Below are 19,427 nucleotides of genomic sequence, written 5' to 3' on the forward strand. Positions count from 1 at the left end.
CGATAATGAGTTGACTGACACACCGTCTTCGCGAGCAAGCCCGCTCCCACATTTGATTTGTGTATACCTGAAAGACCTACGGAATACCGATGAACCTCTCGCGTCTCGCCCTGCCCCTCCTTCTGCTGCCAACCGCCAACATCCTCGCCGATACCTTCGAGCGCGATCAGGCCCTGAAGCTGCCGGACGTGCTGATCAGCGCCAACCGTCAGGTGGAAGCCCGCAACGACAGCAGTGCCGCCAACACCGTATTCACACGCGAAGACATCGAGCGCCTGCAACCGCGCAGCGTCACCGACCTGCTGCAACGGGTACCCGGCGTGCAAGTGGCACAAACCGGCGGGCGCGGCAGTCTGCCCGGTATATACATCCGAGGTACGCAGTCGGCGCAAAGCCTGGTGCTGGTCGACGGCCAGCGCATCGGCAACTCGACGTCCGGCGACAGCAACCTGCAGCACCTCAACATCGAGCAGATCGAACGCGTCGAAGTGCTGCGCGGTTCGCGCTCGGTGATCTACGGCAGCGATGCGATTGGCGGAGTGATTCAGATCTTCACCCGGCGCGGCGCCGAGCAAGGCTTGCAGCCGCGAATGCATGTCGGCTTCGGCAGCAACCAGACCTGGGAGCGCAGTGTCGGCCTCTCCGGTGGCGATGAGAAAACCCGCTTCAACCTCGGCGCCAGCCTCGATGAAACCGCCGGGATCGACCGCACCCGCGAGTCCTATCCCAGCGACAGCGATCACGATGCCTACCGCAACAAATCCATCAGCCTGAGCCTCAGCCATGCGCTGACCGATGACATCGAAGTCGGCGCCAACCTGCTGGATAACCGTGGCAAAAGCGAGTTCGACAACCCGTTCGGGCGCTTTGATCCGGTCACCTTCGACTCCGTCCAGCAACAGCCCTACAGCGATTTCGCTGTCAGCAGTTTCAGCAGCTACATCGATGCGCGGATCAACGAACGCTGGAAATCGCGCCTGGAACTCGGCCACAGCGAAAACCGCGACAAGTCCCTCGACAAGCTCAGTGACGAACGCTCGGTGTTCAACACCTACCGCGACTCGGTGACCTGGCAGAACGACCTGACCCTCGATGCTCGCAACAGCCTGATCCTTGGCGGCGACTGGTACGAAGACCGGGTCAACAGCAGCACCGCGTTCGACGAGGACAGCCGCTGGAACCGCGCCGCGTTCATCCAGCATCGCTTCCAGGCCGACAGTTTTTCCACCGAGCTAGGCCTGCGCCGAGACGACAACCAGCAGTTCGGCGGCCAGAACAGCTGGAGCGGCACGCTGACGTTGCCGGTCAACCCGGACAACGATCTGTTGCTCAGCTACAGCGAAGGCTTCCGTGCACCGACCTTCAATGACCTGTACTACCCGGACTTCAGCAACCCGAACCTGAAACCGGAAACCTCGAAAAGCTACGAGCTGCAATGGCGCAGCCAGTTGAGCGACAGCAGCCGACTCGAGGCGTCGCTGTATCGGACCGATCTGGAAGACGCGATCATCTTCGGCAGCAACTCACGCCCGGAAAACGTCGCCTCGGCGCGGATCAACGGCTTCGAAGCAGCGCTGAAACAGGAGTTGTTCGGCTGGCAGAGCAATTTAGGCGTGGCAATCATCGATCCCCGCGACCGCGACACCGGCCACACCCTGGCGCGCCGTGCCCGTCGCACCTTGAGCTGGGATCTGGATCGGCAATTCGATCGCCTCGGCCTCGGCGCAACTTGGCAGGCTGTCAGCAGCAGTTATGACGACCTGAACAATCAGCAGCCACTGGGTGGTTATGCGTTGCTGGGACTGCGCAGCAGCTGGGCGCTGGACCGCGAGATCAAGCTGGATTTCAAGGTGGATAACCTGCTGGACAAGGGTTACAGCCGGGCGCTGTACAGCCATGACGGCAGTCATTATGGCTATCGTGAGGAAGGCCGGGCGTTCATGTTCGGAGTGACCTGGACGCCGCAGCTCTAGCGGTCAGCGGTCTGGTGCAATCAGTTGGCAGAGCTTGGCCGTCGCCTCGATCATCTGGCCGCTCGGACGCTCCAGACCTTTATCGGTGACCAGCAGTAACTGCCCACTCTTGACGGCCACCACCTGCGGCCAGGCATTCCACGCATCCAGTTGCGGCTGATCGCCGGCCAGAATCACCTCGGGATCAAGCTGTAAAACGGCTTCGACGCTCACCTGCGGCGCCGGCAACGACAGGTCGGCAAACACATTGTGTGCGCCGCACACTTCAAGCGCATCGCTGATGATCTGCCCGCCGCCAATGGTGTACAGCGGCTTGTCCCAGACTTGATAGAACACCCGCAACGGCGTTTCCCGTCGGTAACGCTGGCGCAGCTCATCAATCTTGCGCCGCAACCCGGCCGCCCGCTCAACCCCGCGCTCAGGACGACCGAGCTGTGTCGCAATGGCTTCGATCTGCGTGGTCAACTGCTCGAAACTGTGGGGTTCAGCAACGAAGGTCGGGATGTTCAGGCGCTTGAGCTGATCGCGCTGGGCCGGGCCGACACTGCCGGGCCACAGCAGCAACAAGTCAGGTTTGAGACTGAGCAGCCGCTCCATGTCGAGCTGGCCGTAACGGCCCACCGAAGGCACATCCTTGATCGCGGACGGCCGGTCACCGGCATCCAGCACGCCCACCAACAGGTCGGCCGAATTCAGCTCCACGACAATTTCAGACAGAGATGGCGCGAGACTGACCACCCGCAGGGCGGCCAGGGTTTCGCTACTGACGGCCAGCAGCAGTACCGCCAGCCAGAGACGACGCATCAACCGAGTTGACGCGGGATACGGTAGAGGTAGAACAGCACCGCCGTGGACAGCGCCAGCAGCATCAGCGGCACAGCTTCGAGACCGACGAACACCGCCAGTGCACCGATCCACGCCGGCAATCCTGCCGCAAGAAACGCTGTGCGACGACGAGCCGCGAGGGCAATCCACGCAGCGGGTTCTTCAGGGGTATCGAGGGCTTTTTGCGTGGCGATCAGCGCATGTTTGTAACGGCCGAAAAACTTCAGGCTGACAAACATCGAGGCCACGCCGGCAATGAACAACGGCATCGCCAGCACCGGCATGATCGCTTCGCTCTCGCCGAATACGGCGTTGAGCACGAACAGCGGCACCAGTGCCAGCGCCAGGTATTTCCACCAGGCGACCGACAGGCGGCGGCGCACCTGACCGCGGGTCACGCCCGGTCTACCTCGCCCTGATGTTCGTTGCCCATCATGTGGTCGAGCTTGCTGGCCTTGGTCGCCAGGTACAGTTTGTTGTGCGGGTTGTGGCCGGTGTGCAGCGGCACGCGCTCGGCGACGACGATATTCATGTCGGTCAGGGCTTTGACCTTGCGCGGGTTGTTGGTCATCAGGCGCAGGGATTTCACGCCCAGATGCTCAAGCATCGGCAGGCACATGGCGTAGTCACGCTGGTCGGCGGCAAAGCCCAGACGCTCGTTGGCTTCAACGGTATCGGCGCCGCCGTCCTGCAATTCGTAGGCACGGATCTTGTTCAGCAGGCCAATGCCACGACCTTCCTGACGCAGATACAGCAACACGCCACGGCCTTCACGGGCGATGGCCTTCAGCGCAGCTTCCAGTTGCGAGCCGCAGTCGCAACGCTGGCTGAACAAGGCATCGCCGGTCAGGCATTCGGAGTGCAACCGGCCGAGTACCGGGGCACCGTCGGCAATCTCACCCAGGCTCAGCACGACGTGCTCGCGGCCGGTGGCTTCATCGAGAAAACCGTGCATGGTGAATTGCGCAAAAGGCGTTGGCAGCTTGGAAGCGGCGACAAAAACGACAGGCACCGGTGTGCTCCTGATCTAAAAAGTCCGAGATTCGCTGGGCGGCATTGTAACAGCAGGTTCCGGCAGACGCTTAGGCTGAATTATCGGCCATAACGATCAAAAAGTTTGATGACTGGCCTGCCGTCATTGCCCCCGGTCGAACGGATACGGCTGCTTCCAGCGTTCGAAGATGGGCTTCAATTCGCCGCTTTTCACCAGTTGATCCATGCGCTGGTCGTAGATCGACATCAGCGCACGGGCCTGAGGGGTGTCGGCGAAGCCGAGGTACAGCGGCAACTCCGCCAGATGCGAATAACGGTATTGCGAAGGGTCGGCGGCATTTCTCACCACCGCTTCGATTTCCGTCAGGGCGTCGATGTAGTAATCCGCCCGCCCCTGCTTGAGCATCGACAGAATCCCGGTGCGGCGTTCGATCTGGTTGTAGCGCTTGATGTTCGGCAGGTAGGTCTCGTATCGATAACCCCGCACCCAGGCCAGCCGGTACTTGCCGAGGGTGGCCTCGGTCGGTGCCGGATTGCTGGCAAGGCCCAGCGCGTAGATGTGGTCGGAATCGAAGTTCCATTTGGGATACAGAACCTGCTCGGCCTCACCGCGATAGGAGCCGACCAGCGCGTCGACTTCCTTCAACTGCACCAGACCCACCGAGCGGGTGTACGGCACGGTGCGGATATCCAGAGTCACGCCGGCCGGTTCGAACACCTTGCGCAGGACGTCCCAGCCCAGGCCGTGGCCATCGGCGGCGGTGTAGTCTTCCCAGTCTTCACTGGCCAGGTGAATGACCGACGGCGGCGCATCCTGTGCATGGGCAACCGCACCCAGCAGGATAAAAAACAGTATCGCCAACCAGCGTCGAGCCATCCCTGTGTCCCTCATCCACGCCTTGAAATCAGGCGAAAATCCACACCAGACCCTGCATCGCCAGCCAGGCGAACACGCCCGCCAGCACGTCGTCGAGCATGATGCCGACGCCGCCATGCACATGCCGGTCGATCCAGCGGATCGGCCACGGCTTGAGGATGTCGAAGAAGCGGAACATCAGGAACCCGGCGAGCAACCAGTACCAGCCTTCCGGCACCAGCCACAGGGTGATCCACATCCCGACCATTTCGTCCCAGACGATGCCCTCGTGATCGTGCACCCGCAGATCGTCGGCCACCTTGCCGCACAGCCAGAAGCCGAACAGCATGGTGATCCCGAGCATCAGCCAGTAGCCCCAGTCGGGCAACATCTGCCACAACGGAATAAAGGGTAGCGCAACTAACGAGCCCCACGTGCCCGGTGCTTTCGGCAAGGTGCCCGAACCGAAGCCGAACGCAATGAAATGCCAGGGATTGCGCCAGACCGACGGCGGAACGAATTCGCCGGGAACCTGTTTCGGGTGATCTGTCACGGTGACTCCTGAAAATGTTGATAACCCCGGATTTGCGGGGTGATGTCATGCCCTTCGCGGTCCAGCAGCACCACGCCCTGCCCCTCGGCCACGCGCCCGATCACGTGGATCGGCCAGCCATCGGCCAGCAGCGCCGGCAATTCGACGGACGGCAAGGTAAAGGCCAGCACGTAATCATCGCCACCGCTCAACGCCGCGCGCTCGGCACCGCGCTGGCCAAGAAACGCCACCAGCGCGTCCGACAGCGGCACGCGCTCGCGTTCGACTTCGAGGCGAACCTTCGAAGCCAGAGCGATATGGCCGCAATCGGCGAGCAGGCCATCGGAGATATCCAGCGCCGAAGTGGCCTTGCCCCGCAGGGCCTGACCGAGGGCGAGCTGTGGTTGCGGCGACCAGTAATGATCGAGCAGCGGCTGGGCGATGTGCGGCTCGGCGTCACGCTGGCCAAGCACCAGCGGCAAGGCCCCGGCGGCATTGCCCAGCTCACCGCCGACACACAGCAAGTCGCCGGGCTGCGCGCCGCTGCGGGTCAGGGCCTGGCCGGCCGGGACACGACCGAACACGGTGACGGTGAGGCTCAATGGCCCGCGCGTCGTGTCGCCGCCGACCAGCGCCACACTGCAGCTTTGCGCCATGCGGTTCAAACCGCGGGCATAGGCTTGCAGCCAATCGGCGGTCACCGTCGGCAGAGTCAGGGCAAGGGTAAAGGCGACGGGCGTGGCGCCCATGGCAGCGAGGTCGCTGACCGCCACGGCCAGCGAGCGCTGACCGAGCAGAAACGGATCGCAGGGATCGGCGAAATGCACGCCGGCCACCAGCGTATCGGTGGAGATCGCCAACTGTTCCCCGGAGGGAACTGCCAGCAAGGCGCAGTCGTCGCCGATCCCCAGTGCAACGCCTTCGCCGCCCTGCGCACAAGGCGCGGCGGCGAAGAAATTGCGGATCAGCTCAAACTCGCCCATGAGGTATCAAGCGCGTTTTAGCGCTTGAACGCCTTCACTTCAGCTTCACGCAGGCGTGGTGCCAGCTTGTCGAGCACGCCGTTGACGAACTTGTGGCCGTCGGTGGAACCGAAGACCTTGGCCAGTTCGATACCTTCGTTGATCACAACGCGGTACGGCACGTCGACGCGCTTGAGCAGTTCCCAGGTGGACAGGCGCAGAACCGCCAGTTCAACCGGGTCCAGCTCTTCGATCGCCAGGTCCAGGCAAGGCTTGAGCGCGGTGTCGATTTCGGTGCGGTTGGCCGGAACCCCGTGGAGGATTTCGCGGAAATACGCGCCGTCGACATCGGTGAAATCGTTATCGACCCGGAACTGCGCTTCGATCTCGTTCAGCGAAGCCTTGGCCATGTGCCATTGATACAGGGCCTGAGTCGCGAGCTGACGGGCTTCGCGGCGCTTGGCGCTTTTCGATGGCTTGCCGGCATCCGCAGGTTTCGGATCGCGCGGGTTGAAACGATCGCTATCGTCGCTAATCACTTGGCCTCCAACTGCGCCAGCAGGCTGACCATTTCCAGAGCGGACAGGGCAGCTTCAGCACCTTTGTTGCCGGCCTTGGTGCCGGAACGTTCGATGGCTTGCTCGATGGAATCAACGGTCAGGACGCCGAAAGCGACCGGTACGCCGAATTCCATGGACACCTGGGCCAGGCCCTTGGTGCATTCGCCCGCCACGTATTCGAAGTGCGGAGTGCCGCCACGAATGACCGCGCCCAGGGCGATGATTGCTGCGAACTCGCCTTTCTGGGCGACTTTTTGCGCAACCAGCGGGATTTCGAAGGCGCCAGGTGCGCGGATGATGGTGATGTCGCTTTCGCTCACGCCGTGGCGAACCAGGGCATCAACTGCACCGCTGACCAGGCTTTCAACCACGAAGCTGTTGAAACGGCCCACTACCAAAGCGTAGCGGCCTTTAGGGGCGATGAAGGTACCTTCGATGGTCTTCAGGGTCATTCGTCAGATCTCTTAAAGAGCCGGGACGCGTCTGTTTCGCGTCCCTCAGTGATTTATTTGCCGCGAATTCGGGTCCGGAAACAACCGGTCATTATTCGGAGGGCACGTATTCTACAACTTCCAGATCGAAACCGGATATCGCATTGAACTTCATCGGTGCCGACATCAGGCGCATTTTGCGTACACCGAGGTCACGCAGGATCTGCGAACCGGCACCGACGATGCTGTAGGTGGTCGGTTTTTTCACCGCCGCCTGATCGCCGGTTTCGCGGATGTGCGCCAGCAGCACGTCGCCATCCAGCGGGTGACCGAGCAACAGCACCACACCGCTGCCGGCCTCTGCGACCGCAGCCATGGCGGCGCGCAGGCTCCAGCGGCCCGGCTGCTTGACCATCAGCAGGTCGCGCAGCGGGTCCATGTTGTGCACGCGAACCAGGGTCGGCTCTTCGGCGCAAACGGTGCCCAGGGTCAGTGCCATGTGCACGTCGCCTTCCACGGAATCACGATAGGTCACCAGGTTGAATTGGCCCAGTTCGCTGTCCAGTGGCTGCTCGGCAATCCGCTGAACGGTACGTTCGTGGATCATCCGGTAGTGAATCAGGTCGGCGATGGTGCCGATCTTGATGTTGTGTTCGGCCGCGAAAGCTTCCAGTTCGGCGCGACGGGACATGGTGCCGTCGTCGTTCATCACTTCGCAGATCACGCCGCTCGGCTCGAAACCGGCCATGCGCGCCAGGTCGCAGGCGGCTTCGGTGTGGCCGGCGCGAGCCAGGGTGCCACCGGCCTGGGCCATCAGCGGGAAGATGTGGCCCGGGCTGACGATGTCTTCGGCTTTCGCGTCTTTCGCCGCAGCCGCTTGCACGGTGCGCGCGCGGTCGGCAGCGGAAATGCCGGTGGTCACGCCTTCGGCCGCTTCGATCGACACGGTGAACTTGGTGCCGAAGCCGGAACCGTTGCGTGGCGCCATCAGCGGCAGCTTCAGGGTTTCGCAGCGCTCGCGGCTCATCGGCATGCAGATCAGGCCACGGGCGTGCTTGGCCATGAAGTTGATGTGCTCGGCCTTGCAGCATTCGGCGGCCATGATCAGGTCGCCTTCGTTCTCGCGGTCTTCGTCATCCATGAGGATGACCATCTTGCCTTGGCGGATGTCTTCAACCAGTTCTTCGATGCTATTGAGCGCCACAAGGCACCCCCTTCAGTCAGGATTTGAGGTAGCCGTTGGCGGCCAGAAAGCTTTCAGTGATGCCACCGGACGTCGGCTCTGCAGCCTTGTCGCCCAACAGCAGACGCTCGAGATAACGCGCCAGCAAGTCGACTTCCAGGTTCACCCGACGACCTGGCTTGTAGGACGCCATGATGGTTTCGCTCAAAGTGTGCGGAATGATCGTCAGCAGGAATTCGGCGCCATCGACCGCGTTCACGGTCAGGCTGGTGCCGTCGACGGTGATCGAGCCTTTATGGGCGATGTACTTGGCCAGCTCTTTCGGCGCGCGAATGCGAAATTCCACGGCGCGGGCATTGTCGCTGCGCGAGACCACTTCGCCGACACCGTCGACGTGACCGCTGACCAGATGCCCGCCGAGACGGGTGGTCGGGGTCAGGGCTTTTTCCAGGTTGACCGGGCTGCCGCTTTTCAGGTCATTCATGGCGGTGCAGTCGAGGGTTTCGCGACTGACGTCGGCGGCAAAGCCGTCGCCCGGCAGCTCCACGGCGGTCAGGCACACGCCGTTGACCGCGATGCTGTCGCCGAGTTTGACGTCGCTCAGGTCGAGCTTGCCGGTTGCGACATGCACCCGCACATCACCGCCCTTTGGGGTCAGTGCGCGGATACTGCCGATGGATTCGATGATGCCGGTAAACATGGGGTTCTCCTTGAGAACGAAGCCAGCGCTAACGCGATGGCCGGGAATTATACGCTCGCCGATGAGACAGGGATTGCAGTGACTCGCCAGTCATCGCCAACCGCGCGAATTTCAGTGATTTTCAGCTCCGGCGCATCCTTCATATAGGCTAGCGGCCAGTCCAGAAGCGGACGCGCCGTGGAGCCGAGGAACTTGCCGGCGATGAAGATAACGAACTCGTCGACCAGACCAAGCCGGGCAAACGCGCCGGCCAGTCGCGGGCCGGCCTCGACCAGCACTTCGTTGACGCCACGGTTGGCCAGCTCGATCAGCAATTGATGCAGATCGACCTGACCGTCATCGCCCGGCACGATCAGGCATTCCGGGCCGTGGGCGTACTGTTCTTCGATGGCCACGCAAGTGGCGACCAGCGCCGGGCCGGCCTTGAAGAACGGCGCATCCAGCGGCACTCGCAGGCGTCCGTCGATCAGCACCCGCAGCGGTGGACGGCTCAGGGCCAGCGCGGTTTGTTCGGCATCCAGCCCCAGCTCATCGCCGCGCACGGTCAGGCGTGCGCCATCAGCCAGCACCGTGTCGGCGCCGGTCAGTACCACGCTGGCCTGGGCGCGCAGACGCTGCACCGCCGAACGCGCGGCAGGGCCGGTGATCCATTGGCTCTCGCCGCTTTCCATCGCGGTGCGACCGTCGAGGCTCATGGCCAATTTGACCCGCACGAACGGCAAGCCGTGTTCCATGCGCTTCAAAAAACCTTGATTGAGCTTGCGCGCTTCGGCTTCCAGCACACCGCTTTCGGTGGCGATGCCGGCATCGGCCAGACGCTGCAGACCGCGTCCGGCGACTTGCGGATTCGGATCGCGCATCGCCGCGACCACCCGACCGACACCGGCATTCACCAGCGCATCGGCGCAGGGCGGTGTACGGCCGTGGTGGCTGCAAGGTTCAAGGGTGACGTAAGCGGTCGCGCCCCGGGCCAGTTCACCGGCGGCGCGCAGGGCGTGGACTTCGGCGTGGGGTTCGCCGGCGCGCTCATGCCAGCCTTCGCCGACAATCTGCCCGTCGCGCACGATCACGCAGCCGACCCGTGGATTGGGGTGCGTCGTGTAGTGCCCTTTGCGCGCCAGCTCCAGGGCCCGGGCCATGAAGTGGGCGTCGAGGATGGCCTGTTCGGCGGCGGTGGTCATTCTTTCACCGGTTCACGGGCGAGACGGTCGATCTCTTCGCGGAACTCGTTGAGGTCCTGGAAGCGGCGGTACACGGAAGCGAAACGGATGTAGGCGACTTCATCGAGCTTTTGCAGCTCGGCCATCACCAGTTCGCCGACCACGAGGGATTTGACCTCGCGTTCGCCGGTGGCGCGCAGCTTGTGTTTGATGTGCACCAGCGAGGACTCGAGACGCTCGACGCTCACCGGACGTTTCTCCAGGGCGCGCTGCATGCCGGCGCGGAGTTTTTCTTCGTCGAACGGTTGGCGGCTGCCGTCGGTTTTGATCAGGCGCGGCAACACCAGTTCGGCCGTCTCGAACGTCGTGAAACGTTCGCCGCAGGCCAGGCATTCACGCCGGCGGCGCACCTGTTCGCCCTCGGCGACCAGACGCGAGTCGATGACCTTGGTGTCGTTGGCACCGCAGAAGGGACAGTGCATGGTGGCTGGCAACAAAAAAAGGGAGGGCCATGGTAGCGCATCCCGGTGGCAAGACAAGCCATAGGCTTTGCGGTATACAGACTGCCATGATCGTTTGATCCATGGATTTCATTTTGACGGAGCCACCAATGTCGTTACGACCGCTCGTTTTGCTCAGTGTTTTCAGCCTGCTGGTGGCCTGTGGCAGCGACGCGCCCAAGCCGCAGCCGCCAACACCGGGCCCGGCACCGCAACAGGCGCAGAAAAAGGCCAAAGAAGCAGCCGACCTCGGCCCGCTGCCTGCGTATCAACGTGAACTGAGCGGCACCCTGCAAGGCGTGCCGGCGGGCGCCGAAGTCGAACTGGCGCTGCTGGTGATCGACGAGAAAGGTCGCCCGCAACAATTGCTCGCCAGCTCCAGCCTGATCGGCAACAACCAGGTTCTGCCGTTTCGCCTGCGCTTCAATCCTGATGCCTTCCCGGTCGGGGCGCGGGTCGAACTGCGTGGCCGCGCCACACAGTCCGGCCAGCTGATCCTGCACCTGCCGTCGCAGACCATCAGCCAGCCGACCACCCAGGCCCTGGGCCAGCTGCAATTTGTAAAAGCGCCATGAATGCACCGCTGGACCTGCAACAGTCGCTGGGCGAGTTGCTCGGCGATGCCCGACTGAAAGCCTGTGCGTTGCCGGATACCGATTTGCAGCTGTGGCTGATCGACGGCGACAACATGGCCCGGGAATTTAGCCCGGACGAAACCCGGCGGATCCTGCACGAGCCGCCGTACTGGAGTTTCTGCTGGGCCAGTGGTCTGGCGATGGCACGCTATCTGGCGGAATTTCCCGAGTGGGTGCGCGGCAAGCGCGTACTGGATTTCGGCGCCGGTTCCGGGATCGCCGGGATTGCTGCCGTGAAGGCCGGCGCGCTGGAAGTGGTGGCCTGCGACCTCGATCCGCTGGCGATTGCCGCGTGCCGGGCCAACGCCGAACTCAATGACGTGCAGATGAGCTATTCCACGGACTTCTTCGCCGAGGCGGATCGCTTCGATCTGATCCTGGTGGCCGACGTCCTGTACGACCGCGAGAACCTGCCGCTGCTCGACGCCTTTCTCAGTCGCGGCCGCGAAGCATTGGTGGCGGATTCACGGGTCAGGGATTTCCGTCATCCGCTGTACCGGCGCATCGAAATGCTCGAAGCCATGACCCTGCCGGATCTGGCCGAGCCCGAAGAGTTTCGCCATGTCAGCCTCTACCACGCGGCCCGCGCCTGACCGTATAGTTGCCCCATTCACGCTTTTACGAGATACCCCATGAGTCAGCAAACGCCGTACATCTTCGACGCCACGACGGCCGACTTCGACCAGTCGGTGATCGAGGCCTCCTTTCAAAAACCGGTGCTGGTGGATTTCTGGGCCGAATGGTGTGCGCCGTGCAAGGCGCTGATGCCGATGCTGCAAGGCATCGCCGAGAGCTATCAGGGCGAGTTGCTGCTGGCCAAGGTCGACTGCGACGTCGAGCAGGACATCGTCGCCCGCTTCGGTATCCGCAGCCTGCCGACCGTGGTGCTGTTCAAGGACGGTCAACCGGTGGACGGTTTTGCCGGGGCCCAGCCAGAGTCTGCCGTGCGCGCCCTGCTTGAACCTCACGTAAAAATGCCACCGCCGGCAGCGGCTGATCCGTTCGAGCAAGCCCAGGCGCTGTTCGACGAAGGCCGTTACGCCGATGCCGAAGCCGCTCTGGTGGTGATGCTCAACGAAGACAACACCAACGCCAAGGCGCTGATCCTGTATGCCCGTTGCCTGACCGAACGCGGTGAACTGGGTGAAGCGCAAACCGTGCTCGACGCGGTCAAGAGCGACGAACACAAGGCTGCACTGGCCGGTGCCAAGGCGCAGATCAAGTTCCTCGGCCTGGCCCGTGACCTGCCGGACGCCGCCGACCTGAAAAGCCGTCTGGCGCAAAACCCGCAGGACGATGAAGCGGTGTATCAACTGGCGATCCAGCAACTGGCCCGCCAGCAATACGAAGCGGCGCTGGACGCCCTGCTCAAGCTGTTCATCCGCAACCGCAGCTACGGTGAAGGCCTGCCGCACAAGACCTTGCTGCAAGTGTTCGAACTGCTGGGCAACGATCACCCGCTGGTGACCGCTTACCGGCGCAAGGTGTTTGCGGCGCTGTACTAAGCGCTTACTCGATCCAGCTGTAGAGCGGTGTATCCCCGCCGCTCATGACTTTCACGTCGGATGAATGGCGCAGGCGCACCAGCAAGCGCTTGCCCGCCGCCGCGCTGCCGGTCAGTCCTTCGAGCTGATCCAGCAGCTCCGGCCCGCTGAGTTGCCCGGCCTTGCGCAGCAAATCCCTGGCGACCTGCCACAACGCGTCATCCTGATTGACCGGCTTCGCCACAGGCGCTGCGGCGGCTTGCGGCTGGGCCGTTTGCACCTGCACGCCAAACTTCGCACCGAACCTCGCCCAGTCGCTTTCATCCAGTTCCAGGGTCAAATCCACCGGCAACTCACCGACGGTTCCGCGTATCCGCAACATAACTTCGCTCCCGCACATTTCTGACCTGCATGCTCCCACGGGACTTGTGTAACGCCAAGCGGGCGGGCAAACTCTGCGCACTTTCGTTATAAGATTACATAACAAACTCTTCACTTTACTTCCCGGAGTCCGCCATGCGTCGTCTGCTGCTCGCTTTGCCGTTTGCCCTGTTGCCGCTGGCCATCGCCCAGGCCGCCGATGAGCACGATCATGATCACGAACATGGCAGCCTCGGTGCCCACGAGCATGGCGTCGGTCGCCTGAACGCGGCGCTCGACGGCCAAACCCTGGAGCTGGAGCTGGAAAGCCCGGCGATGAACCTGGTCGGTTTCGAACACGTCGCCACCAGCGATGCGGACAAGGCCAAGGTCGCTGCCGCCCGTACACAGCTGGAAAAACCATTGGCGCTGTTCAGCCTGCCGGCCGCCGCCGGTTGCAAAGTCGCCAGTCAGAAACTGGAAAGCCCGCTGTTCGGTGACAAGCCGGATGCCGACGATCACGACGACGATGACCACGACGAAGACGCCAAGGGCGGTGAAGCGCATCACCACGACCACAGCGAAATCCACGCTCACTACCAGTTCACCTGCGCAGCACCGGGCGCCTTGACTACCCTGGATCTGGCGAACATTTTCAATACCTTCCCGGCGACCCAGAAAATTCAGGTACAACTGATCAGCCCGAACGGCCAGCAAGGCACGGAAGTGACGGCCAAATCCGCCGCCCTGAAATTCTGATCACGAACCGGCACCATGACCCACGCACTCATCGAACTGTCCGACCTCGGCTTCAACTGGCCCGGTCACCCGCCGCTGCTGGACATCCCGGCGTTTCGTCTGGAACCGGGTGAAACCCTGTTCCTCAAGGGCCCCAGCGGCAGCGGCAAGACCACCCTGCTCGGCCTGCTCGGCGGGGTGCAGAAGCCCGGTCGCGGCAGCATTCGCCTGCTCGGCCAGGAACTGACCGAACTGGGTGCCGGCGCTCGCGACCGTTTTCGCGTCGATCACACCGGCTACATCTTTCAGCAGTTCAACCTGCTGCCGTTTCTCTCGGTGCGCGAAAACGTCGAGCTGCCCTGCCACTTTTCGAAGCTGCGGGCCGACCGTGCGAAGCAACGTCATGGGAGTGTCGATCAGGCCGCCGCCACCCTGCTCGCCCACTTGGGTCTGAAGGACGAAGGCATTCTCGGACGCCGCGCCGATTCGCTGTCGATCGGTCAGCAGCAACGGGTCGCCGCCGCGCGAGCATTGATCGGTCAGCCAGAACTGGTGATCGCCGACGAACCGACCTCGGCGCTGGACTACGACGCCCGGGAAAACTTCATTCGCCTGTTGTTCGCCGAGTGCCGCGAGGCCGGTTCGAGCCTGTTGTTCGTCAGCCACGACCAGAGCCTGGCGCCGCTGTTCGACCGTCACCTGTCCCTGGCCGAACTCAATCGCGCCGCCACGTCTGCCGAGGTCTGAGATGTATCTGTTCCGTCTGGCCATGGCCAGCCTCGCCAACCGCCGCTTCACCGCTCTGCTCACCGCGTTCGCCATCGCCCTCTCCGTCTGCCTGCTGCTGGCGGTGGAACGGGTGCGCACCGAAGCCAAGGCCAGTTTCGCCAGCACCATCAGCGGCACCGACCTGATCGTCGGCGCCCGTTCCGGTTCGGTGAACCTGCTGCTGTATTCGGTGTTCCGCATCGGCAACGCCACCAACAACATCCGTTGGGACAGCTTCGAACACTTCGCCAGCAACCCGAAGGTGAAGTGGGCGATCCCGATGTCCCTCGGCGACTCCCATCGCGGCTACAGGGTGATGGGCACCACCGAAGCCTATTTCGAGCATTACCAGTACGGTCGTCAGCAGCACCTGGAACTGGCCGACGGCCGCGCCTTCGCTACCGATCCGTTTGAGGTGGTGCTCGGTGCCGAAGTGGCCGAGGCGCTGCATTACAAACTCGGCGACAAACTGGTACTGGCCCACGGCGTGGCGGCGATCAGTCTGGTCAAGCACGATGACAAACCGTTCACCGTGGTCGGCATTCTCAAGCGCACCGGCACCCCGGTGGACCGCACGTTGCACATCAGCCTCGGCGGCATGGAGGCGATCCACATCGACTGGCACAACGGTGTGCCGGCCCGTGGCAACGGGCGGATCAGCGCCGATCAGGCGCGCAACATGGACCTGACGCCGCAAGCGATCACCGCGTTCATGCTTGGCCTCAATAGCAAGATTTCCACCTTCGCGCTGCAACGGGAGATCAACGAATTCCGTGGCGAGCCGATGCTGGCGATCCTGCCGGGCGTGGCCTTGCAGGAACTGTGGAGCCTGATGAGCACCGCTGAAAAAGCGTTGTTCGTGGTCTCGCTGTTCGTGGTGCTGACCGGGTTGATCGGCATGCTCACGGCGATTCTCACCAGCCTCAACGAACGTCGTCGCGAGATGGCGATTCTACGTTCGGTCGGTGCGCGGCCGTGGCACATCGCAAGCCTGCTGGTGCTGGAAGCCTTTGCCCTGGCACTGACCGGGGTGATCGCCGGGCTGGCGTTGCTGTACATCGGCATCGCCGCCGCTCAAGGGTATGTGCAGGCCAATTACGGGTTGTATCTGCCGCTGGCATGGCCAAGCGAGTATGAATGGACGCTGCTCGGTGGCATTCTGGCTGCCGCGCTGCTGATGGGCAGCGTGCCGGCCTGGCGCGCGTATCGCCAATCATTGGCCGATGGCCTGTCGATCCGTTTATGAGGATGTTCACCATGCCCCGCGCTGTCCTTGCGCTGCTGATGCTGGTCGCCCTACCCGTGTGGGCAGCGGCGCTGAAAGACCTGACCTGGTCGGAGATGATCCCGCCGGACGCGGCGCCCGAGGTGCCGAACATGACACCGCTGCATGACCTGTCGAAGATGAGCGATGCACTGTCCGCCGAATCCGCGCCAGCGGCGAAACAGGACATGCCCAACGCCCCGGTAGTGCAGAGCCTCGACGGGCAGAACATCCGCCTGCCGGGCTACATCGTGCCGCTGGAAGTCAGCGAGGAAGGCCGTACAACGGACTTCCTGCTGGTACCGTATTTCGGTGCCTGCATCCACGTGCCGCCACCGCCATCGAACCAGATCGTGCATGTAAAAAGCGAAGTCGGCGTGAAACTCGACGAGCTGTATCAGCCGTACTGGGTCGAAGGGCCGTTGCAGGTCAAACCGTCTACCAGCGAGCTGGCGGATGCCGGCTATCAGATGGATGCGGACAAGATTTACGTCTATGAGCTGCCGGAGTAATTCCGGCAATCAGTTATAGCCCGCCAATTCGGCTTCGCGAGCAAAGGTTCCACAAAAAACCCGCCCATCACTGTTTCATTGAGCTGAGTCAAAAGACCGTATCAGACGGATTCGTACCATAGGACATCAAACATTTTTAACGTCCTTTGGGAGCTTCCATGAACAAGTCCTTGCTCAGCGCTTCGCTGTTTGCCCTCGCGCTCGCAGCCCCGCTCGCCCACGCCCACGAAGCCGGCGACATCATCGTTCGTGCCGGTGCGATCACCGTCAACCCGAAGGCCGACAGCTCCAGCGTCAAGGTCGATCAGGGTCCGCTGAGCGGCACCAACCTGGGCGGCAAGGCGACCATGAGCAGCGACACCCAACTGGGTCTGAACTTCGCCTACATGCTGACCAACAACATCGGTATCGAGCTGTTGGCCGCATCGCCGTTCGAGCATGACGTGAAGATCAAGGGTACTGCCCTGCCGGCCGCCAACGGCAAGCTCGGCACCCTGAAACACCTGCCGCCGACCCTGAGCGTCGTCTACTACCCGCTGGATTCGAAGTCGGCGTTCCAGCCATACATCGGCGGCGGCATCAACTACACCTGGATCTACGACGAGCACGTCGGCAGCGAAGCCCAGTCCAACGGCTTCAGCAACTTCAAGGCGAAAAACTCCTGGGGCCTGGCCTGGCAGGTCGGCGCCGACTACATGCTGACCGACAACATCATGCTCAACGCCCAGGTGCGCTACATCGACATCGACACCCGCGCCACCGTCGAGAACAACGCCGTGGCTCCGGGCACTCGCGCCAAAGTGAATGTCGACGTCGATCCATTTGTGTACATGGTCGGTCTGGGCTACAAGTTCTAAGCGAGCAATCAAAGAACGTTCACGTGGTGGTGAATGAGGCTTGGTGGCGGGCAGACTCAGAACTGACGGCGATGTTACGCAATCGACCGGGGAGCAAGCTCCCTCGCTACAGGAAATGTGTTTGAAATCCGATTTCCGGCCGTGAAAAAGGCGCCTGTCAAAAGGCGCCTTTTTCATGTCCGCGAGAAGCTCAGCGGCCGAGCAGACGCGCCAGGCCGACGCTCATCGGCGTTGGCGTCGGGCACTTGAATCGCTCAAGCAACCGAGCGTTGTTCGCCCGCGAATGGCGGATGTCGCCGGAGCGCGCAGGGCCGTAGCTGACCGGCGGCAGCTCACCGACCACCGCTTCCAGCGCAGCCAGCATCTGCTTGAGGTTGGTCGCCTGATTCCAGCCAACGTTTACCGCACCGACTTGCACTTCAGGTTTTTCCAGGGCCTGCACCAGCACGTCGACCAGGTCTTCGACGTACATGAAATCCCGGGTCTGCTCGCCATCGCCGAACACGGTGATCGGCAAGCCTTTCTGCGCGCGTTCACTGAAGATGCTGATCACACCGGAGTACGGCGAGGACGGATCCTGGCGCGGGCCGAAAATGTTGAAGAAACGGAAGATCGCCGGTTCCAGACCGTGCTGGCGACGATAGAAATCGAAGTACTGCTCACCGGCCAGTTTGTCCGATGCATACGGCGTCAGTGGTGCTTTAGGCGTGTCCTCGCTGATCGACTCGCCCTCGCCATTGTTGCCGTAGACCGCTGCGCTGGAAGCGAACAGCACACGCTTCACGCCGGCCTCGCGCATGGCTTCGCAGACGTTGAGCGTACCGATGAAATTGCTCTGGTGAGTCTTCACCGGATCATCCACCGACGCCTGCACCGACGCCACGGCGGCCAGGTGCGCGACGGCGCTGCAACCTTGCATCGCCCGGGCGACCAGCGCGGCATCGGCGACGTCGCCGACGATCAGTTCGACCTTGGGATTGTCCAGCGGCAGGTTGCTGCGTTTGCCGGTCGACAGGTCATCGAGGATCCGTACCGAATGGCCGTTGGCGAGCAACGCGTCCGTCAGGTGCGAACCGATGAAACCGGCGCCGCCAGTAATTAAAACAGGGCCTTCAGCCATGACGATAAAACCTATCCAGTAAGCCCGGGAGCGCGGCACGCCAGGCGCGCGGCTTGATCCCGAAAGTGTGCAGAATTTTCTTGCAGGCCAGCACCGCGTGTTGCGGTTCTTCAGCGGCGTCCTCACGCGCGGCGTGGGCCTGGGCGGTCGGTTCTTCGATCGCCAGCGGATGCAGGCTGCGGGCCTCGGTGAGAATCGCCTGCCCCAGCGCCAGCGGTGTGGTCGCCTCGTGGCCGGCGTAGTGGTAAGTGCCCCACAGCGGCGCGGCGCAATCGAGTTGCTTGAGGACCGAGATGATCACCCGGGCCGCATCGTCGACCGGCGTCGGATTGCCGCGACGGTCGTCGGCCAGCAGTAATTCGTCCGGCTTTTCAGCGCGAGCGAGGAAGCGTCCAAGGGTTCCGTCCGGGCTGTCATCGAGCAACCAGCCGAAGCGCAGTAATACGTGCTGCGGACAGGTGGCGCGCACGCTCTGCTCGATCCGCCACAGCGCCTGACCGCGCAGGCCCAACGGCACCGGCTCGTCCTTTTCGCTGTAGGCGGTGGCGCGGGAACCGTCGAATACCCGGTAGCTGGACGGCTGCACCAGCACGATGTTGTGGTGCTGGCACAGCTCGGCCAGACGCTCAATGGCGCGTTCCTGGCCCGACAGACGGCTTTCGCTGACGGTCTCGGCCTGGAACCAGTCGAAATAGTAGGCAAGGTTGATCAATGCATCGGGACGGGTGTCGTCGAGCAGTTGTGTCAGGCTCGCGGCATCCCAGCCGTCTTCGGGCGGGCGGGGGGCGAGGAAACCGATGTCTTCCTCCGCACCGAGGCGAATCAGCGCCTGCCCAAGGGCATTTCCGCCGCCCAGTAACATAAGGCGCATTCGCATAGAGTCAGCAGGCCCAGTCTGATTGGAACGATGGCTTTAGCGACGATGCGCGTGGCACCGTCGTCGATAATTGCCGGAATCGTTGCATTTTGCGGGTTTAGTGCGCAACCGTCACCCGTAAAGTGTAGATCCCCGGC

At 62.7% G+C, this 19,427-nt stretch carries 24 protein-coding genes; 9 read left to right on the top strand and 15 right to left on the bottom strand.

Annotation, left to right across the window (positions count from 1 at the left end; all coding sequences use genetic code 11):
- The first annotated feature begins 89 nt into the window (after positions 1–89).
- Entirely contained in the window at positions 90–1,973 is a 1,884-nt protein-coding gene (locus tag M5B44_RS22455; RefSeq protein ID WP_248740531.1) for a TonB-dependent receptor domain-containing protein, read from the top strand.
- 3 nt (positions 1,974–1,976) lie between these two features.
- Here the strand turns inward: M5B44_RS22455 and M5B44_RS22460 are convergent, their stop codons facing one another.
- From M5B44_RS22460 to nrdR, 12 genes are all read right to left on the bottom strand, one after another.
- Positions 1,977–2,777: a cobalamin-binding protein gene (locus M5B44_RS22460; protein WP_248740532.1), complete on the bottom strand. Its 801-nt coding sequence runs from the start codon at positions 2,775–2,777 to the stop codon at positions 1,977–1,979.
- Positions 2,777–3,196: an MFS transporter gene (locus tag M5B44_RS22465; RefSeq protein ID WP_065259553.1), complete on the bottom strand. Its 420-nt coding sequence runs from the start codon at positions 3,194–3,196 to the stop codon at positions 2,777–2,779. Before M5B44_RS22465 ends, M5B44_RS22460 begins: the two co-directional genes overlap by 1 nt.
- The gene (gene ribA / locus M5B44_RS22470) at positions 3,193–3,810 is read right to left on the bottom strand and encodes a GTP cyclohydrolase II (RefSeq protein WP_065259552.1); all 618 of its coding nucleotides are present in this window, start codon (positions 3,808–3,810) and stop codon (positions 3,193–3,195) included. The genes M5B44_RS22465 and ribA overlap by 4 nt, the downstream gene beginning before the upstream one ends.
- A 123-nt stretch (positions 3,811–3,933) precedes the next feature.
- Positions 3,934–4,668, bottom strand: coding sequence for a substrate-binding periplasmic protein (locus tag M5B44_RS22475; RefSeq protein WP_248740533.1), 735 nt, complete (start codon positions 4,666–4,668; stop codon positions 3,934–3,936).
- A 28-nt stretch (positions 4,669–4,696) separates the two neighbouring features.
- Positions 4,697–5,200, bottom strand: coding sequence for a phosphatidylglycerophosphatase A (locus M5B44_RS22480; RefSeq protein WP_065259550.1), 504 nt, complete (start codon positions 5,198–5,200; stop codon positions 4,697–4,699).
- Positions 5,197–6,162, bottom strand: coding sequence for a thiamine-phosphate kinase (gene thiL, locus M5B44_RS22485; RefSeq protein ID WP_248740534.1), 966 nt, complete (start codon positions 6,160–6,162; stop codon positions 5,197–5,199). The genes M5B44_RS22480 and thiL overlap by 4 nt, the downstream gene beginning before the upstream one ends.
- Positions 6,163–6,179: 17 nt before the next feature.
- Positions 6,180–6,680, bottom strand: a complete 501-nt coding sequence (gene nusB, locus M5B44_RS22490; protein WP_085712321.1) for a transcription antitermination factor NusB — start codon at positions 6,678–6,680, stop codon at positions 6,180–6,182.
- The gene (gene ribE / locus M5B44_RS22495; protein ID WP_003228649.1) at positions 6,677–7,153 is read right to left on the bottom strand and encodes a 6,7-dimethyl-8-ribityllumazine synthase; all 477 of its coding nucleotides are present in this window, start codon (positions 7,151–7,153) and stop codon (positions 6,677–6,679) included. The genes nusB and ribE overlap by 4 nt, the downstream gene beginning before the upstream one ends.
- 91 nt (positions 7,154–7,244) lie before the next feature.
- Positions 7,245–8,336 carry a bifunctional 3,4-dihydroxy-2-butanone-4-phosphate synthase/GTP cyclohydrolase II gene (ribBA, locus tag M5B44_RS22500; RefSeq protein ID WP_065259547.1) on the bottom strand — a complete coding sequence of 364 codons (1,092 nt, stop codon included), beginning with the start codon at positions 8,334–8,336 and terminating at the stop codon, positions 7,245–7,247.
- 16 nt (positions 8,337–8,352) lie between these two features.
- On the bottom strand, positions 8,353–9,015 hold the full coding sequence (locus tag M5B44_RS22505) for a riboflavin synthase (protein WP_248740535.1): 663 nt from the start codon (positions 9,013–9,015) through the stop codon (positions 8,353–8,355).
- A gap of 47 nt (positions 9,016–9,062) precedes the next feature.
- Positions 9,063–10,196, bottom strand: coding sequence for a bifunctional diaminohydroxyphosphoribosylaminopyrimidine deaminase/5-amino-6-(5-phosphoribosylamino)uracil reductase RibD (gene ribD, locus M5B44_RS22510; RefSeq protein ID WP_248740536.1), 1,134 nt, complete (start codon positions 10,194–10,196; stop codon positions 9,063–9,065).
- Positions 10,193–10,657 (bottom strand): transcriptional regulator NrdR, encoded by a 465-nt coding sequence (nrdR, locus tag M5B44_RS22515; RefSeq protein WP_003228656.1) that lies wholly within the window; start codon positions 10,655–10,657, stop codon positions 10,193–10,195. The genes ribD and nrdR overlap by 4 nt, the downstream gene beginning before the upstream one ends.
- 128 nt (positions 10,658–10,785) lie before the next feature.
- Here nrdR and M5B44_RS22520 point away from each other — a divergent pair, with 128 nt between their 5' ends.
- The 3 genes from M5B44_RS22520 to trxA are packed head-to-tail and all read left to right on the top strand — an operon-like array spanning position 10,786 to position 12,815.
- Positions 10,786–11,250: a hypothetical protein gene (locus tag M5B44_RS22520; protein WP_065259544.1), complete on the top strand. Its 465-nt coding sequence runs from the start codon at positions 10,786–10,788 to the stop codon at positions 11,248–11,250.
- The gene (locus M5B44_RS22525; protein ID WP_248740537.1) at positions 11,247–11,903 is read left to right on the top strand and encodes a class I SAM-dependent methyltransferase; all 657 of its coding nucleotides are present in this window, start codon (positions 11,247–11,249) and stop codon (positions 11,901–11,903) included. The genes M5B44_RS22520 and M5B44_RS22525 overlap by 4 nt, the downstream gene beginning before the upstream one ends.
- Before the next feature lie 39 nt (positions 11,904–11,942).
- Positions 11,943–12,815, top strand: a complete 873-nt coding sequence (gene trxA, locus M5B44_RS22530; protein WP_102620873.1) for a thioredoxin — start codon at positions 11,943–11,945, stop codon at positions 12,813–12,815.
- A 4-nt stretch (positions 12,816–12,819) separates the two neighbouring features.
- Here trxA and M5B44_RS22535 read toward each other — a convergent pair whose 3' ends face one another.
- A complete protein-coding gene (locus M5B44_RS22535; protein WP_248740538.1) occupies positions 12,820–13,176 on the bottom strand; it encodes a hypothetical protein in 357 nt (118 codons plus the stop codon).
- Between the two features lie 134 nt (positions 13,177–13,310).
- Here M5B44_RS22535 and M5B44_RS22540 point away from each other — a divergent pair, with 134 nt between their 5' ends.
- From M5B44_RS22540 to M5B44_RS22560, 5 genes are all read left to right on the top strand, one after another.
- The gene (locus M5B44_RS22540; protein WP_248740539.1) at positions 13,311–13,913 is read left to right on the top strand and encodes a DUF2796 domain-containing protein; all 603 of its coding nucleotides are present in this window, start codon (positions 13,311–13,313) and stop codon (positions 13,911–13,913) included.
- Between the two features lie 15 nt (positions 13,914–13,928).
- Positions 13,929–14,639 (top strand): ABC transporter ATP-binding protein, encoded by a 711-nt coding sequence (locus tag M5B44_RS22545; protein ID WP_134828252.1) that lies wholly within the window; start codon positions 13,929–13,931, stop codon positions 14,637–14,639.
- A 1-nt stretch (position 14,640) separates the two neighbouring features.
- Entirely contained in the window at positions 14,641–15,906 is a 1,266-nt protein-coding gene (locus M5B44_RS22550; protein WP_064599744.1) for an ABC transporter permease, read from the top strand.
- Positions 15,907–15,917: 11 nt separating this feature from the next.
- Complete coding sequence (locus M5B44_RS22555; protein ID WP_248740540.1) at positions 15,918–16,436, top strand: DUF3299 domain-containing protein; 519 nt, start codon at positions 15,918–15,920, stop codon at positions 16,434–16,436.
- A 158-nt stretch (positions 16,437–16,594) separates the two neighbouring features.
- Positions 16,595–17,293 carry an OmpW/AlkL family protein gene (locus M5B44_RS22560; RefSeq protein WP_114885812.1) on the top strand — a complete coding sequence of 233 codons (699 nt, stop codon included), beginning with the start codon at positions 16,595–16,597 and terminating at the stop codon, positions 17,291–17,293.
- A gap of 190 nt (positions 17,294–17,483) precedes the next feature.
- Here the strand turns inward: M5B44_RS22560 and M5B44_RS22565 are convergent, their stop codons facing one another.
- Both M5B44_RS22565 and M5B44_RS22570 read right to left on the bottom strand, forming a co-directional pair.
- Positions 17,484–18,413 (bottom strand): NAD-dependent epimerase/dehydratase family protein, encoded by a 930-nt coding sequence (locus tag M5B44_RS22565; protein WP_248740541.1) that lies wholly within the window; start codon positions 18,411–18,413, stop codon positions 17,484–17,486.
- Positions 18,406–19,290, bottom strand: coding sequence for a sugar nucleotide-binding protein (locus tag M5B44_RS22570; protein ID WP_248740542.1), 885 nt, complete (start codon positions 19,288–19,290; stop codon positions 18,406–18,408). Before M5B44_RS22570 ends, M5B44_RS22565 begins: the two co-directional genes overlap by 8 nt.
- Between the last annotated feature and the right edge of the window lie 137 nt (positions 19,291–19,427).

It is taken from the genome of Pseudomonas sp. MWU12-2029, from assembly GCF_023242425.1.
GTDB classification, from domain to species: Bacteria; Pseudomonadota; Gammaproteobacteria; order Pseudomonadales; family Pseudomonadaceae; genus Aquipseudomonas; species Aquipseudomonas kribbensis.